14 protein-coding genes and 1 other RNA gene are annotated in these 13,292 nt (G+C 38.3%); 8 read left to right on the forward strand and 7 right to left on the reverse strand.

Annotated features, from left to right (window positions below):
• Positions 1 to 116 precede the first annotated feature (116 nt).
• Together Q0140_RS04130 and Q0140_RS04135 are read right to left on the reverse strand one after the other, a co-directional pair.
• A complete protein-coding gene (locus tag Q0140_RS04130; RefSeq protein WP_297962173.1) occupies positions 117 to 251 on the reverse strand; it encodes a hypothetical protein in 135 nt (44 codons plus the stop codon).
• A gap of 702 nt (positions 252 to 953) precedes the next feature.
• On the reverse strand, positions 954 to 1,643 hold the full coding sequence (locus Q0140_RS04135) for a helix-turn-helix transcriptional regulator (RefSeq protein WP_297962175.1): 690 nt from the start codon (positions 1,641 to 1,643) through the stop codon (positions 954 to 956).
• 177 nt (positions 1,644 to 1,820) lie between these two features.
• Between Q0140_RS04135 and Q0140_RS04140 the strand changes: the two genes are divergently transcribed.
• The 6 genes from Q0140_RS04140 (at position 1,821) to Q0140_RS04165 (ending at position 7,531) form a co-directional block, all read left to right on the forward strand.
• Positions 1,821 to 2,057: a hypothetical protein gene (locus tag Q0140_RS04140; protein WP_297962177.1), complete on the forward strand. Its 237-nt coding sequence runs from the start codon at positions 1,821 to 1,823 to the stop codon at positions 2,055 to 2,057.
• On the forward strand, positions 2,050 to 3,492 hold the full coding sequence (locus tag Q0140_RS04145; protein ID WP_297962178.1) for a hypothetical protein: 1,443 nt from the start codon (positions 2,050 to 2,052) through the stop codon (positions 3,490 to 3,492). Before Q0140_RS04140 ends, Q0140_RS04145 begins: the two co-directional genes overlap by 8 nt.
• Before the next feature lie 184 nt (positions 3,493 to 3,676).
• A complete protein-coding gene (locus Q0140_RS04150; RefSeq protein ID WP_297962180.1) occupies positions 3,677 to 3,919 on the forward strand; it encodes a hypothetical protein in 243 nt (80 codons plus the stop codon).
• 172 nt (positions 3,920 to 4,091) lie between these two features.
• The gene (locus Q0140_RS04155) at positions 4,092 to 5,273 is read left to right on the forward strand and encodes a hypothetical protein (protein ID WP_297962181.1); all 1,182 of its coding nucleotides are present in this window, start codon (positions 4,092 to 4,094) and stop codon (positions 5,271 to 5,273) included.
• A 153-nt stretch (positions 5,274 to 5,426) separates the two neighbouring features.
• Positions 5,427 to 6,017, forward strand: a complete 591-nt coding sequence (locus Q0140_RS04160) for a hypothetical protein (RefSeq protein ID WP_297962182.1) — start codon at positions 5,427 to 5,429, stop codon at positions 6,015 to 6,017.
• Positions 6,017 to 7,531 carry a hypothetical protein gene (locus tag Q0140_RS04165; protein WP_297962184.1) on the forward strand — a complete coding sequence of 505 codons (1,515 nt, stop codon included), beginning with the start codon at positions 6,017 to 6,019 and terminating at the stop codon, positions 7,529 to 7,531. The genes Q0140_RS04160 and Q0140_RS04165 overlap by 1 nt, the downstream gene beginning before the upstream one ends.
• A 231-nt stretch (positions 7,532 to 7,762) precedes the next feature.
• Here the strand turns inward: Q0140_RS04165 and Q0140_RS04170 are convergent, their stop codons facing one another.
• From Q0140_RS04170 to Q0140_RS04180, 3 genes are all read right to left on the reverse strand, one after another.
• On the reverse strand, positions 7,763 to 8,242 hold the full coding sequence (locus Q0140_RS04170) for a hypothetical protein (protein WP_297962186.1): 480 nt from the start codon (positions 8,240 to 8,242) through the stop codon (positions 7,763 to 7,765).
• Between the two features lie 56 nt (positions 8,243 to 8,298).
• Complete coding sequence (locus tag Q0140_RS04175; protein ID WP_297962188.1) at positions 8,299 to 8,790, reverse strand: hypothetical protein; 492 nt, start codon at positions 8,788 to 8,790, stop codon at positions 8,299 to 8,301.
• 187 nt (positions 8,791 to 8,977) lie between these two features.
• On the reverse strand, positions 8,978 to 9,421 hold the full coding sequence (locus tag Q0140_RS04180; RefSeq protein WP_297962189.1) for a hypothetical protein: 444 nt from the start codon (positions 9,419 to 9,421) through the stop codon (positions 8,978 to 8,980).
• A gap of 320 nt (positions 9,422 to 9,741) precedes the next feature.
• Between Q0140_RS04180 and Q0140_RS04185 the strand changes: the two genes are divergently transcribed.
• A complete protein-coding gene (locus Q0140_RS04185) occupies positions 9,742 to 9,948 on the forward strand; it encodes a transcriptional regulator (protein WP_297962191.1) in 207 nt (68 codons plus the stop codon).
• 84 nt (positions 9,949 to 10,032) lie between these two features.
• On the opposite strand, the gene Q0140_RS04190 is transcribed toward Q0140_RS04185, so the two are convergent.
• Both Q0140_RS04190 and ssrA read right to left on the reverse strand, forming a co-directional pair.
• Entirely contained in the window at positions 10,033 to 11,292 is a 1,260-nt protein-coding gene (locus Q0140_RS04190) for a site-specific integrase (RefSeq protein ID WP_297962193.1), read from the reverse strand.
• Positions 11,293 to 11,485: 193 nt separating this feature from the next.
• Positions 11,486 to 11,847, reverse strand: a transfer-messenger RNA (tmRNA) gene (gene ssrA, locus Q0140_RS04195).
• A gap of 98 nt (positions 11,848 to 11,945) precedes the next feature.
• Here ssrA and panB point away from each other — a divergent pair.
• On the forward strand, positions 11,946 to 12,743 hold the full coding sequence (panB, locus tag Q0140_RS04200; RefSeq protein WP_297962195.1) for a 3-methyl-2-oxobutanoate hydroxymethyltransferase: 798 nt from the start codon (positions 11,946 to 11,948) through the stop codon (positions 12,741 to 12,743).
• Positions 12,744 to 13,292: the final 549 nt, after the last annotated feature.

Here is a 13,292-nt window from a genome sequence, read left to right on the forward strand (position 1 = left end):
TTGCAAAAGTGATTTTATGCCCTAAAATCGTAGGGCTGCACCCATATAGGCATAATGCGACAAAAGATATAACAAAATTTTTCATCTCTTCTCCTACTTAAAATACGCTCTATCTTTTATTTAGATCCCCAAGTCTTTTGACCGTTAGGCCAAAGTTGCTCTATTTCATCCTTCTTGACATAGTACTCCGTATCGCCGCAAGGATAGTAAATTTTACACCATTTATCGTTACAAGATTCTATCGGAACCATAGTCGATGTGCCATTATAATAGTGAGATAAAGTCTCTACTAGCTTATATTCATATTCACCGCTTTTTTGGTTTTTAGATCTTGAATATATATCTAAAAAATCCTCAAGGTTCCTCGGTACGTAAAGTTTATCATGAGGTATATAGTCATGAAAAATAAAACCGCAGGCAGTTCTATATCTATTCGTACTCGGAGCAAAAAAAGCGATTACTTAGGCTACACCCCGCTAGTAAAGCAACATATGCCAATGACAACATAACAAATTTATTCATTTCTTTTTCCTCTCTTCTATAATATTGCGTATCGCGTCTTGTACTTCTTGATGCTTTTGACGCCTCTACCGTCGAATTTTAGCAAAATATACGCCTTTGCTCATATGGGAAACCCCCAATGCGAAAAGCTCCTAATAACACTCCTAATGTTTCGGAAAAGATTATATCTAAAATAAAAATGAAAGAAGCCCAGAATGGCTAAAATTTAAGATAGGCGCCTATGCGCCGGAACTAAATGCAACTAAAAAGAAGTGATTAAAATTTAAAAATAGATAATTGGGGTGTGCTCACTCGCCCTTAAGTTTATAATCTCGGTAAAATGGGGATTTGATAATTTAAGCTAGCAGAAAGACCCCTAATTATGCCCCTATTTACTTTTTATAAACCTTATTTTCTGCCATAAGTCATCAGTTTAAGATTAAAATAATACACTATTTTTTTAAATATTCTGGTATGGTTTCTTGGATCTTGATAACGTTAGGGATTTTAGACTTTATCACACCCGCAATTTCAACTTCATCTTCGAATCTCTTTTCGCTAAATTTAAAACTATACATAGACGACCTTAACTCTATTTCATCATCAGAAACAAAGAAATATTGAACAATGAAAGTGTTATTTCTATATTTAGCTATAATCCACTCTTCTGTCATAGGCGCATCGTCGTCGATTAACACCAAGATATCTCCTTCTTGTGCTATAAAGCCGCCTTCTCCACTTTTTACGCTAACTAAGCAATATCTAGAATTTTCATATTTTGTGATAAAGCTCATAATGTTTATCTTTGCCGCTATTTGATCCATCGGTGGTTCTTTAGCTACAAAATTGCCTATGGAAGTATAAAAAGCAACTATGCACTCTGTAAGCTGTTTTAGTTTTAAATGCATTGGATCTAATTTATATTTCGCACAAGCTTCAAATAAGTCCATATCCGTATCAAAATAATCCCAACCTATGCCTGTTACTTGCAATATTCTATACTTAATATTGGCACTGATAGGATTTCTGCCACTTTCATAAGAGCTTATGCTACCCTTAGTCAAACCTATCGCTTTGCCAAATTGCTCTTGCGTTAGCCCGTAAGCTGTTCTAAGATTTCTTAGCTTTTCCCCTTTTGTCATTCTGCGTGTCCTTAAAAACTGCTATTTAGCAATGAAATTATACAATTACTAGCTTAATTTGAACTATAAAAGGTAGTTTTATAATATTTTGTATAATTTTAATATGTTTTTAAAAGTTTAGAATGTTTTAAGAAAATTTATGTAATAATAGAACAATTAATTTCAAAGGAGAGTATTATGAAGGTATGTAACGACATCAATAACGATAGCTGGCTAACAACCTACCAGCTTCAAGACCAATACGGTATTTCTCGGACTCAACAAGCAAAGCTTAGAATGAGGCGTAACTATGGTGGAGGTGCTACAAAATATCCTATTCCGTTTGTAAAAATAGGTAAGCGTATTTTGTATCTAAAAGCAGATATAGAAAAATGGCTATTGTCTCAAAGAAAAGGGGCGATATACGATGAGTAGTAGGAGATCAAAAAAGAAAAGAGCTCCGTATTCTTATGAGAAGGTAAATACGGAGCGAGTAAAAAGCTGTGAAAAACGCTTAAATACGGGTATAAGTATACCCGACTATCCTTTAAATGTCCCTGAAATCATCGTAAGCGAGGGACAGAAAGAAAAGCTTGCAGCTATTTATAAAACCCCGTTTGGCTTTAGCTCGGAAGCTCTGAAAAAGTGGTGCAAGTTCTCATTTGAGCACGTTCCTTCTAACTACCGACAGATTGAGTTAGTTGCCTTGCAGACACTATCGGCTATTCTGGTCTTTCATTGCGATTTAAACATAAATCCTTTTTGGGTTTTAGACATAAGCGATAGCGGAACGGGTAAAGGCACAAATTTGCGCTTTCAAAAGAAATTGTTTAAAAGCGTAATCGATAAGCTCAAAGAAAACGCAAAGTTCAACGAAGAGCATAAAAACGAGATCAAAGACAATAAAAGCTTGCTTCGCCCCACTTTATTTTTTGGCGACATCAAGGCTACGCAAGAGGGCTTTTATGCTACTCTTACTGAAGCGAATGTGCTTTACTTTCTATTCGGCGAAATAGCTGATACCTTAAAGAACCCCGCAAGATCGGAGCTACTTAATACTTTAACGGAGCAACACGGATCTATCTCTAAATTTACCCCCGGTATATATAAAAATGCGCAAAACCTGCCGCCCGAAGTAAGCGGCAAAATCTATATCTATGCCGATACCAATATACAACAGCTAGGTGGAGACGATAAGCTCGTTAAGGCTTTTGCGGGTGGTTTTATCAATCGCTTTATACTTATTTATACCAAGAACATACTTAAGTATGAAGATAGCAGATATAAAGAGGCTAGTGACTCGGAGTTAGAGCCTTATTTAAAGTGGGTAGATGATATGGTGGATTTTTTTATGACGGTGCGTCCTAGCCCCGATATAGATATAAATTCCGTTTACGATGATCCGAGTTTTGATAAATTCGCTAGGCAGATTCATTCTAGCTTGCAAGATGGCAAATTAGAATTCAAAGAGTTCTATAATCGTCAGATCTACAATTTACAGGCTATCATTCAAATTTTGCATTGTGTCACAGAATATGATCGCTATCAAGGCTCTACGCAAGAAATTTGGGAGTTTGAATTTAACAATATCCCTTCTAGCGATACCATTAAGGAAGCGATAAGATTTTGTAGCTTTTATTTTGATGTCAAACCTTTTCTACAAGAGTTAGACAGTGCAGCAGAAGGTATTTTTAACCTTAGAAATGAACTTTTAGAGAGAATAAAAGCCAATCCAAGCCTAACGCCTAGAGATATTTTAATGAGTAGAAAATATAGGAAATATGGGCTAACTAATAGTTCTTTATTAAATATACTTGATGGCTTTGTAAAACCTTGGAGAGGACAACAAGAATGCTTTACTTTAATCTAATATTAAAGTTTTTGTGGCAAGTGGCAGCTTTGTGGCAACTTTTTGCCACACGACTTCGCCACGATTATAAGGGAGCTAGAAGCATCTTTGTGGCAATGTGGCAGCTTTTTTATAAAAGTAGAAAAAAGAATGAATTTAGGCGAAATTTTAAATATATCAATCCAATATATGAAAGGACAAAATTATGACAAATAATCTTAATTTTAGTGCTCCATGCGATGGTAGCAGCTCGAAGTTTTATTTGGGTTGCTTGAATTATGATGAAAAGAACAAGCGTTGTATGTGTGCGGCAACCGATATAGGGCGTTTAAAAATATGCAAAGATTATCGCAAAGCCGTTTATGGCGTTTTGGCTAATTTTGAGGAAAGCGAGATTTCTCAAGGAAATAGTCTTGATTTAGGTGAGCGTTGCTCTTATGAACTTTGACCGGTAGGGGCGAGCGTCGCTGCGCTCCGCTCGGGGGAACGAAAGATCGATTAAATTCTTTTCTTTCCGATATTGTGATATTCCCCCAGCGCAAGCGATAGCGCAGCGCTGCCCCTAACGGTAAATGAGCTTTCTCATCATAACCGATTGAATCGGAGAAAGGATTTCTTATATGAGATTATACATTGCTATAAAAATGTTTTACGATCCGAAAGAGACCGTAAGTAATAAGAATAATCCGAATATCACGAAAGAAGAGATGAAAAGCAGGGCAAAGTATTTTACAAATTATTGTCTAAATATCCCGTCTTTTAGTGATCTAGAAGGTTTACTTAGTAGCTCTGCTGCCTTTGCTATGAATAAGTGCTATCGAACGGAGAAGAATAAACATCTTTTTATCCGTCACGGCAAGAACGGAGTCATATACTTCTACGGCGAAAAGGGTAAAGAACGCGCTTGTAGCCAAGAGCCTAAGGATAGAGCTTATCGCAGTAATGATACTACCGAGTTGTTCCCGATCGTAGTTTTAGTATTGGACGTAGATTATCACGAAAGAGAGACAAAGCCTCTTAGCGATCAGCAAATGCACGACAAGCTAAAGGCTATGAATATAAATCACATCATCTGTCGCACGTCCGATCCAAATAACCAATATGCTTATCGTATCTTTATCGAAACTCTGCCGATAGAACAAACCGCCGAAAATTTAAAAGCGATCTATGCAGTAGCTAATGAAAAGTTAGGAATAAACTCTGACTTAGCCGTAACCGATAAGGCAAGAATGTTTTTCTGCTATGCAAGCTCTCGACCTTCTTTAAAATCTTTTTATCATGGAAAGGCTTTCGAAATTACAAGCGATGAAATTTTAAAAAAGCAAAGCGAGCTCAAAACTTTGCCTGTTAAAATTTCATCCACTCAAGACGATAAGCCTAGAAAAAATTTTGTCGCAAAAGATTTTTTATCTCTAGGCGATATTAAAATTTATCGTGAGCCGGAGATGATAAGAAAAAATGATTGGGTAGATTTTTCAGCTCTTAAAAAATCAAAAGCTCTGGGCGACGAAGACAACATCAAAAAATTTTTGATCGAAAAGATGGATGCAATTTTTTCAGAGTCTCATGCTTTTAGTATCAGGGCTAACGATAAAAATCCAAGCGGACATTTTAAAAAAGTGAACGATCATTTTATTTTTACAGACTTCGGCGAAACTCAAAACGGCAATGACCTTTTAGAATTTTATAGCGCGCATAAAGGATTAAGTTTATCCCAAGCTGCTAAAGAAATCTGTGATTATTTTTGGAAACGAAAATGGATCGGCGGAGAATATGACGATAATATAGAGGGATTAGAATGAAAGAAATTTATATAGTGCACAGAACGGCGAATTACCGCTTTGGTTGAACCAAAGCTATATTCGCACTATGTCCTGCCGACGGCTTGATGTGCTATCGCACTTGCTACGCAAAACGCATTCGCGTAAATTTCAAACTGAAAGGAATACGTCAAAATGATAAACAACTCTCAAAACACAGAGCCGAAGAAAAAGAGAATTCGAAAAACATCTCACGCTGAAATTTCACAAGCAGAAATGGAAATTTTAAAAAAAGAGACCTACCCGCACGAAAAACTAAGCAACAAAGATTTTATACTTCGATTATATTTAGACGTAAATTCAAAGAAAGCAAACATTACATTTCCACCTGAAAATTTTGCCAATAATAAGCGTCTTCAAATCACAATTTCCATATATGAAAACGAAAAAGCAGAGATCGAACACAAAGGCATGAACCCCCGAGAATATATTGCAAACGCTTTTCGTAGCGCTCTTTATGGCGACAACTATATATCGTCCGACTATTCTATAAATGCAGCAGAAATTTCAAAGCTTTTTAAAAAACTATCGGTGCAGCTAAGAAATTTAAGAGTTCTTTTTGAAGAATGTCCGCCTGAAGAAAGAGCCTTTCTAATCGAAAACACTTTCAAGCTTGAAGAAAAAATCTCAAAATTTGCCGACTCTCCGAATCTAAATAAATTTTTTGAACCTTTGCAAATTAGACGTAGATTCACAAGTCGTAAACGAAATTTAAAGGTTGAGTAATGAACGATGGAAGAAAAAAGCTTTGGGATTCTCTTTCGCGATCGTGGGTTGACGCTGAAGATCCTTTTGCAGCAGCTATACACATTTCAACAGGCGCAAGATTTTTTCCAAAACCGAAAACGACTTCTGCTGTTAGTTATTACAGACCGAAAAGAAGTTTAAAAACTTCATTCGCACAGCCTAGGAGCGTAAAATCTAGCGACTTTAAAAAATCAAACCAAATAACCCATTTTTCAAGTAAAAACCGCAAAGGCTCAAATCAGCTTATATTTTGCAAGAAAAGCATTCAGCATAATCAAAACCAAATTTTAAAAGTTGCAAAATATATCGCCGGGCTTTCTAACGATAAAAACGAAAATGTAGATCTCGTCCTTACAAACCCGGGATTAAAAAATAACTTGTTATATAACGACCCTATAAATAAAACCGCCATAATAGAGGATTTTCTTGCAAGTTTTGATGAAGAATCAAAGCGCGCTCAAACTATGCACCTAATATTTCACGCCAAAGCAGAGGGCGAAGATCCTAAAGATGCTACTTTGGCTTTAACCAGATCGTGGATCGCTTGCTTGCAAAAATTCAAAGCTGATTGGGGTTTTGATGAAGAATGCTTGATCGCTCAACACCCCGAGCAAAAGAAATCCCTTGATGGAAAACGCGACTATCCGCATATACACGTACTTTGTCGCTATATGGATCTAAGCCCGGTTAAAATGCTTGAAATTCGCAAAGAAATGACAAACCAAATGCGTAAATTGGGTTTCGAGCTTGACGATCCTAAGGAAAAAACACATAAAATACCTGATAGACAAATGGAAATCACAAATTTCATTTATCGCGATGATGGTAAAATAGATCAAATTAAATTGCGTTCGTCCAACGGGATTGAAACGAGCGTTAAAGGCGTGGATCTTGATCGACTTTGTAAAAAACACAACCTTAAAATAGGCGATCGAATACGACTTAAAACAACGAAAGAACCACCGCTAAAAAAGGGTTTTAAGCCAAAAAACATCTTTGAATTAGTTGAATACGCGCCGTTTATAGAAAAGCACGAGGAAAAATCCGCAATAGACGCTTTTTATGACCAATTTATCGAAGATTATACACGCGAAAAGCAAGAAAAAGACGATGAATTCGAGCGAAAAAAACTAGAAGCTGAAAAGGCTGCTGCAGAAAAATGGCAAAAACTTTGCGAAGCCGACAATACCGACGAAAAAAGGTCAAAACAAAGCTCTGAAGCGACGATCGCATCAGAGCCTACACAACCCACTCAAAACGCTCCTAAGCAATCACAAGACGATTCAGATACGTATTTCATAGAATACAACGGCAAAAAAATCAAAGTAACAGATATGGATGGCAAAACATACAAAGTAATAGAAAAATTTGGTGTAAAAATTTTAGGCGCTGAAATTAAACCTACACCGCCTACTCCTACTCAGCCTACGCAATCGAAAGACAATCAAACACAACGTATTATAACGCCTAAAAAAGGTTTTGGCAGAGAATAGCCCCCGAGCGGAGCGCAGCGACGCTCGCCCCTACCGGTATCATCTGTAGCGCATCGATGATAGCCGATATTTGCCGTTGCTTCCTAGCCTTGGCGCGCTACGGGCTTCGCCCTTGCGCTTCTGTATGGATGCCTAGGGATAGAGAGGATAACGTTTCAACCCCTATCCCCCACTACAGGCACAAAAAGCGCAAGCGATAGCGCAGCGCTACCCCTACCGGGATAATATCCGCTATGCTGCATCTATAAAGCTTTTGCCCGAATTTATCGCATTTTTAACGATTTTAGAGCTTTTAAAATAGATGATTGGAATGTTTTTAAAGTTTTTTTCCAAATTCTCTTTTAAAAAGGATAGCTCTGTATCATCCTTATAATCAGTTGCTAGAATAATTATGTTTGGATTGATCTTTTTAATCTCATCAATCGTTTCCATTGTGCGAAGTAAGCTATTAAATTCAGGCAAGCATGGAACGATTATATAATCGCTTTCAGATATGATTTTTAATACGCCGGCACTTTTAAAGCCGCCGAAATCATATACGCAATTATCTATTAGTTTTGGTGCATCAGTGATAACTGCATAATTTGGATAGATCTGTTCTATGCAGCTAGTATCATTACTTTGTAAGTAAAGCGATAGATCTTTCGCTATGCTAAAGGCGAAGGGAGTCTTCCCTACTCCGCCTTTTTTATTTAGAATTGAGATAATCATTTGCGCGTGTCCTTTTGGTTTTTATTTTTTTGGGTGATATTAGTTATTGTTATTATTTATCTAGGTCTTGAATATTCTAACTTACATGTCATTCCTGCTTGTCCTGTTGACTTATAGACCATTATTGGTTTAATTAACTTTATTTTTTGTTTTGGGTTGCGTGGGTCATAATTGCTAGGATTAAAAGCTTCTCTTCTATAGTTTATATATGCCGTTCCATCGCCTGCTTCAATTATAATGTCATTTTTTGAATTTGCTACTAATATTTGTTCAGCTATACTTCCTGGGAAATCTCCCATTTTTAAGTCAGGCAAAGCAGTAATAATATAGCTTATATCATCAGGTGAATTTTTACAAAAGTTTTGAACCTGCGCTACGGTTGTAAGGCTTTTTACTTCTAAATTATATTTATTTGACATGTTATTTGTTTTATTTGTTGTTGTAATTGAATCAATAGTGTTAGTTACGCTATTTAATGCGTCATCTAAAGCACAACCTGTAAAGACTAATGCTATAGTCGTTAGTAAAGATAATTTAAACAATTTCATTTTTTTATCCTTTGTTTTTGAATTTAATCTGTTTGAAAAATGTTTGAAAATATTTGATTTTTGAGTTTTGTTTTTAACCAAATATTTGTCAAACATATATTTCAAATCTTGTGAAAGATTTTAAAAGATCGTTAAGCTCTGCTGCTAAATTTTGCGACAAGGCTTAATGTGCGTCTTTTAAAGTCAACTATTTAAAGAACTCCTCGTATTCTTTTCGATATTCTTGTTTTAAATCGTATACTTTGTCCTTGATCTTTTCCGTGTCTACATTGTAAACTGTGTAATTCGAAAATATCTTTGGAACATAATAATCTTTTGTCCTTTGAGATGCTTCTAATATGGAATTAAACAATACGATGGTTAAAACAACATCCAATATAGCACTAAACAACACCGCACTAATCCCTAAAGGATCTTTCTTCTCTTTAGAAAATATACCCATTTTTGCTGCAACTGCCGAATAGACATAGCAAAGAATAATTAGGACAATGATAGAAGCTATAGCAAAAAAGCCTATATCGTCATTGTTTGCCATTACCACAATCCTCGTCCATATAAAAAATGCGATAGCGCATATTACAAAATTAAGAGCCGCAACGGCTAAAACATAGTATTTCCTTAGTTTTTCCATGATTTTCCCTTTCTTGATTAGATTGACAAGTAGCCGTTTTTTCCAAAATTTTCGTGGATAAAAAGACTAATCTATAAGTATCTTAATAGGCATATATCGCCGACTTTTTTCGTCATTTTGACTATTCTCCCACCATTTTTAAAGATTACTATCTGCATAACTCATATGCACTCCTTTGAAAAATTTCTTGGAATATTAATCACGTATGACTTAACTTAAAACAAAGAAACAATTCCTTTGTAAAAGTTAAAAGTCGGGAATTATTCCTTTGTTGAATAGATAGTAAATTTTCTTGAAAATTCCCATTTAAAAGGTAAAAAATGAGACATAACTTATCACAAAGAGATATAGCGGGAATTTTAAAAATCGATACAAAAACGCTTTATAATTGGCGTAAGAATAAACCCGAGCTTTATCGTATCGTAATGCTCGGGTTTAAATTCGACGAGCTGTTAAAGCAGGCGCAAAAGAATTTAGACGAGCTTCAAGATCTTGCGGAAGGGAATGCCGATTTGCGCCTAAAATGATTTTGTTTATTTCAGGCGCAGCCCGCATATTTGAATGATTCGGGATGGGGTAGAGTAGGTCTTATTCCAACGCGGAGATTGATATCAAAACAGCGGTGTTATAGAATTTAAATAATCCCCATACCATTGCATAAGCGTTGCAATCTGCTCTATGGTAGCCTTTCTACGCTCGTATGATCTTTTCACTTCGTTAGGCTCTACGTGCGCCAAAGCGCTTTCTATGGCTTCTTCTGTTACGCCCAAGCTGTATAGCTCTGCCTTATGCGTAGAGCAAATGGTGCGGAAGGTGGCTCTAAAGCCGTGAGAAGTAGCTCTATCCTTATACTTACCCTTACCGCCTAAATTTTTTATAGCCTTGCCTATGCTGTCTCTATGCAGATGACCTTCTGCACTAATGGATGGAAAGACGAATTTATCATTTCCACTAAATAGCTGCTGCTCTTTTAAAATATTTTTGGCATATGAGCTTAGAGCTATCTGATGAACAATCCCAGTTTTCATTTCGAACGCCTTTATAGTCCAAATCCCCTTTTCTAAGTCTATATCATCCCACTTAGCGCGTGCAGTATTGCCAGGACGATTGACGCAAAGGATTTGCAGATATATGGCTCTTTTGGTAGAAAAATCTAAGTTATTATCGGCTTTTAGATCGTCAAGGAATTCCTTTATATCCGTTTCTTCCGTTAAGGCGGGGTATCTAGTATCTATACCGTGGGTGCGATTGAAGAGGTATGTCGTAGGAAATTCTTTCTCTAAATCTAAGCAGGGGTTATACTTCATATATCTATCCATTATGGCTATATTAAATACGTTTTTACAATGATTTATTAGGCGGCGCAAAGTTTCTAATCTGCTTTTACTAGGATTGTTCGGATTAAAAATCGTATTAAAAACTTCTAAAAGGTCGCTTCTTTTTATATCATTAACGTCTCTATCGCCGAATTTGGGTAAGATATAAGTAGAAAACGTTCTAATGATTCTGTCTATAGTGCTTTCCTTATTTTCTCTACGTTTCTGTTCTATAAACTTATTAAATAGGCTTTTAAATTTATACTTATCCGACTTGCCTAAGATTACGTCTAGCTCCTTGCCTTGTGCTAGTTGAGCTAAAAGAGCGTTGGCTTCCTTGCGTGCTTCTGCTACGGAGTAGATACCCGGGCGGAATTCCTTTAGACTGACTATCTTATCGCCTGCTAAACGCAAGAAAAAGGTTTTTGTGCCGCTAGGATGGACGAAAAGATAAAGCTCTTTTGGCGATCCGACGGCTACTTTGTATCTTTTATCCTTTGCCTTAAGGTTTTTAATATCCTTATCGGAAAGATGCGCCTTCGATATATTTGCCATAATACCCTCCTAAAATGGGAAAGTCCCTTAATGGGGAAAGAGTCCCTGAATTAGTCCCTTATTTTTTCAGAAGTAATTATACTACAAACAAAAATAAAAGGAAAGAAAAATAATCGGAATATAAGATAAGTGCCTATATGCAGGAATTAAAGAGAAGTAAAAAGAAGTGATTGAAACTTAAAGATAACTTAATTGGTGGAGGTGTGCGGGATTGAACCGCAGTCCGAAAACAAACGACCAAAGCCTCTACATGTTTAGCAAAAGTGAAGTTCTCGCGCAGGCTCGCTCACTTTCCAAAACGACCCGCCTGTGCAAAGACTAGGATTTCACCCTACGGCTCGTCACGCCGCAGAGCTACGCTATCGCAGATTACCCGCCGCCGCGCTTAGATAGTATCGGCGCAGAGCAGGGCTCGACTGGACTTACGCAGCTTTAGCGTAAGCAGGAGCAAATTTAACGTTGTTTGCGTTTAAATTTAGTTTGGATTTTATACGCTGTATCCAAAGCGACATGCAGCCTTGACCCATCCGTTCCCGTCGAAGCCAAGTCACCCCCGAAAGAATGCGCGCACATTTTACTTTAAAATTTTATAAATGTCAAATTCGGCTTATGTTAAAATTGCATCGAAATTTTAACCGAGCAAAGGAGCCAGAATGTCCAAAATCACGCTTTCTAAATTATATGAGATGAAAAAATCCGGCGAAAAGATCGTGATGATCACTGCCTACGACGCGCTTTTTGCTAAAATTTTCGACGACGAGGTCGATATGATACTTGTAGGCGACAGCCTAAATATGAGCTTCGGCGGGCACTCCGAAACCCTGGGCGCAAGCGTAGAGCAGATGATCTATCACGCGCGCGCCGTAAGACGGGGGCTCAAGCGAGCGTATATGGTCGTGGATATGCCGTTTTGCTCGTGCGCGACGCCAGAGCTCGCGCTGCAAAACTGTGCCAAAGTCTATGAGAGCACCGGCTGTGACGCCGTTAAGATCGAAGGCGGCGCGCATATGGCAGATACCGTGGCGCTGCTTAATCGAAACGGTATCGCCGTGATGAGCCACATCGGGCTAAAGCCGCAGTTTTCGCGCTTTACGGGCGGCTACAAGGTAAGCGGACGCGGAGAGGAGGGTGCGCGCGAGGTCTTAAGCGACGCCAGAGCACTTGCCGAGGCGGGCGCAGTGCTACTGCTGGTGGAGGGGACGATCTGCTCGGTCGCAAATCAAGTGGCACTCGGCACCGACGTGCCCGTCATCGGCATCGGCGCGGGCGCGGGCATAGATGGACAGGTGCTCGTGTGGAGCGATATGTGCGGATTTTTCACGGAGTTTCGGCCGAAATTCGTTAAGCGCTATTTAGACGGCGCCGAGCTGGTAAAAGGCGCGGTGCGCGAATACGCGCGCGAAGTCAAAGAGGGGGGCTTCCCGAGCGAGGAGTTTGAATACAAGCAGTAGCGAGATTTGGGCTAAATTTTAAAATTTACGCGCCGAAATTCCAGCGATAAAGCTCCGCTTGCCTTAAAACAATGCTTCGTTTTCGCGCGTCGTAAGCTACATAAACAGCTCGCCAGCTCGCGCAGCTTGAAATTTATTCGACGCGAGCAATTGCGAGCGCTTTACCTAGTGCGAGAGATCGTAGGCGCTTTGGGTGGATACTCTGCGCGGTATATTTTATACGGGGGCGCCGTGCGAGAGTTTGCGTACTTCCGCTGCGGGTGCTATTTCTGTCGCCGACTGCAACGCACGAGCGCTTTTCATGAATGATCCGAGCCGTAGCTCCAAAATACGCTACGAGTGCTAAAATTTTACGCACGTAGCCGTAGAGCTCAAACATAAACCAGCCGTCAGGTCTAAACGGCTATAAAATTTAAGGAGAAAATTTGGCTAAAGCTTTAAAAATTATCATAGCCGCGGCTATGGGCTTGTTCTTTTGCGTAAAGGTGCTGCCGATTTTGGCGGTATTTTTCGCGTTTAATTCTTTCTTTGATAAAGATGATATGGAAC

The sequence above is a fragment of the uncultured Campylobacter sp. genome (genome assembly GCF_938045405.1).
Lineage (GTDB): Bacteria > Campylobacterota > Campylobacteria > Campylobacterales > Campylobacteraceae > Campylobacter_B.

Coding starts and splice junctions, on each gene's coding strand:
- Q0140_RS04145 (WP_297962178.1), top strand. CDS start 2,050: ATGAGTAGTAGGAGATCAAAAAAGAAAAGAGCTCCGTATTCTTATGAG.
- Q0140_RS04140 (WP_297962177.1), top strand. CDS start 1,821: ATGAAGGTATGTAACGACATCAATAACGATAGCTGGCTAACAACCTAC.
- Q0140_RS04160 (WP_297962182.1), top strand. CDS start 5,427: ATGATAAACAACTCTCAAAACACAGAGCCGAAGAAAAAGAGAATTCGA.
- panB (WP_297962195.1), top strand. CDS start 11,946: ATGTCCAAAATCACGCTTTCTAAATTATATGAGATGAAAAAATCCGGC.
- Q0140_RS04150 (WP_297962180.1), top strand. CDS start 3,677: ATGACAAATAATCTTAATTTTAGTGCTCCATGCGATGGTAGCAGCTCG.
- Q0140_RS04190 (WP_297962193.1), bottom strand. CDS start 11,292: ATGGCAAATATATCGAAGGCGCATCTTTCCGATAAGGATATTAAAAAC.
- Q0140_RS04170 (WP_297962186.1), bottom strand. CDS start 8,242: ATGATTATCTCAATTCTAAATAAAAAAGGCGGAGTAGGGAAGACTCCC.
- Q0140_RS04130 (WP_297962173.1), bottom strand. CDS start 251: ATGGTTCCGATAGAATCTTGTAACGATAAATGGTGTAAAATTTACTAT.
- Q0140_RS04180 (WP_297962189.1), bottom strand. CDS start 9,421: ATGGAAAAACTAAGGAAATACTATGTTTTAGCCGTTGCGGCTCTTAAT.
- Q0140_RS04165 (WP_297962184.1), top strand. CDS start 6,017: ATGAACGATGGAAGAAAAAAGCTTTGGGATTCTCTTTCGCGATCGTGG.
- Q0140_RS04185 (WP_297962191.1), top strand. CDS start 9,742: ATGAGACATAACTTATCACAAAGAGATATAGCGGGAATTTTAAAAATC.
- Q0140_RS04155 (WP_297962181.1), top strand. CDS start 4,092: ATGAGATTATACATTGCTATAAAAATGTTTTACGATCCGAAAGAGACC.
- Q0140_RS04135 (WP_297962175.1), bottom strand. CDS start 1,643: ATGACAAAAGGGGAAAAGCTAAGAAATCTTAGAACAGCTTACGGGCTA.
- Q0140_RS04175 (WP_297962188.1), bottom strand. CDS start 8,790: ATGAAATTGTTTAAATTATCTTTACTAACGACTATAGCATTAGTCTTT.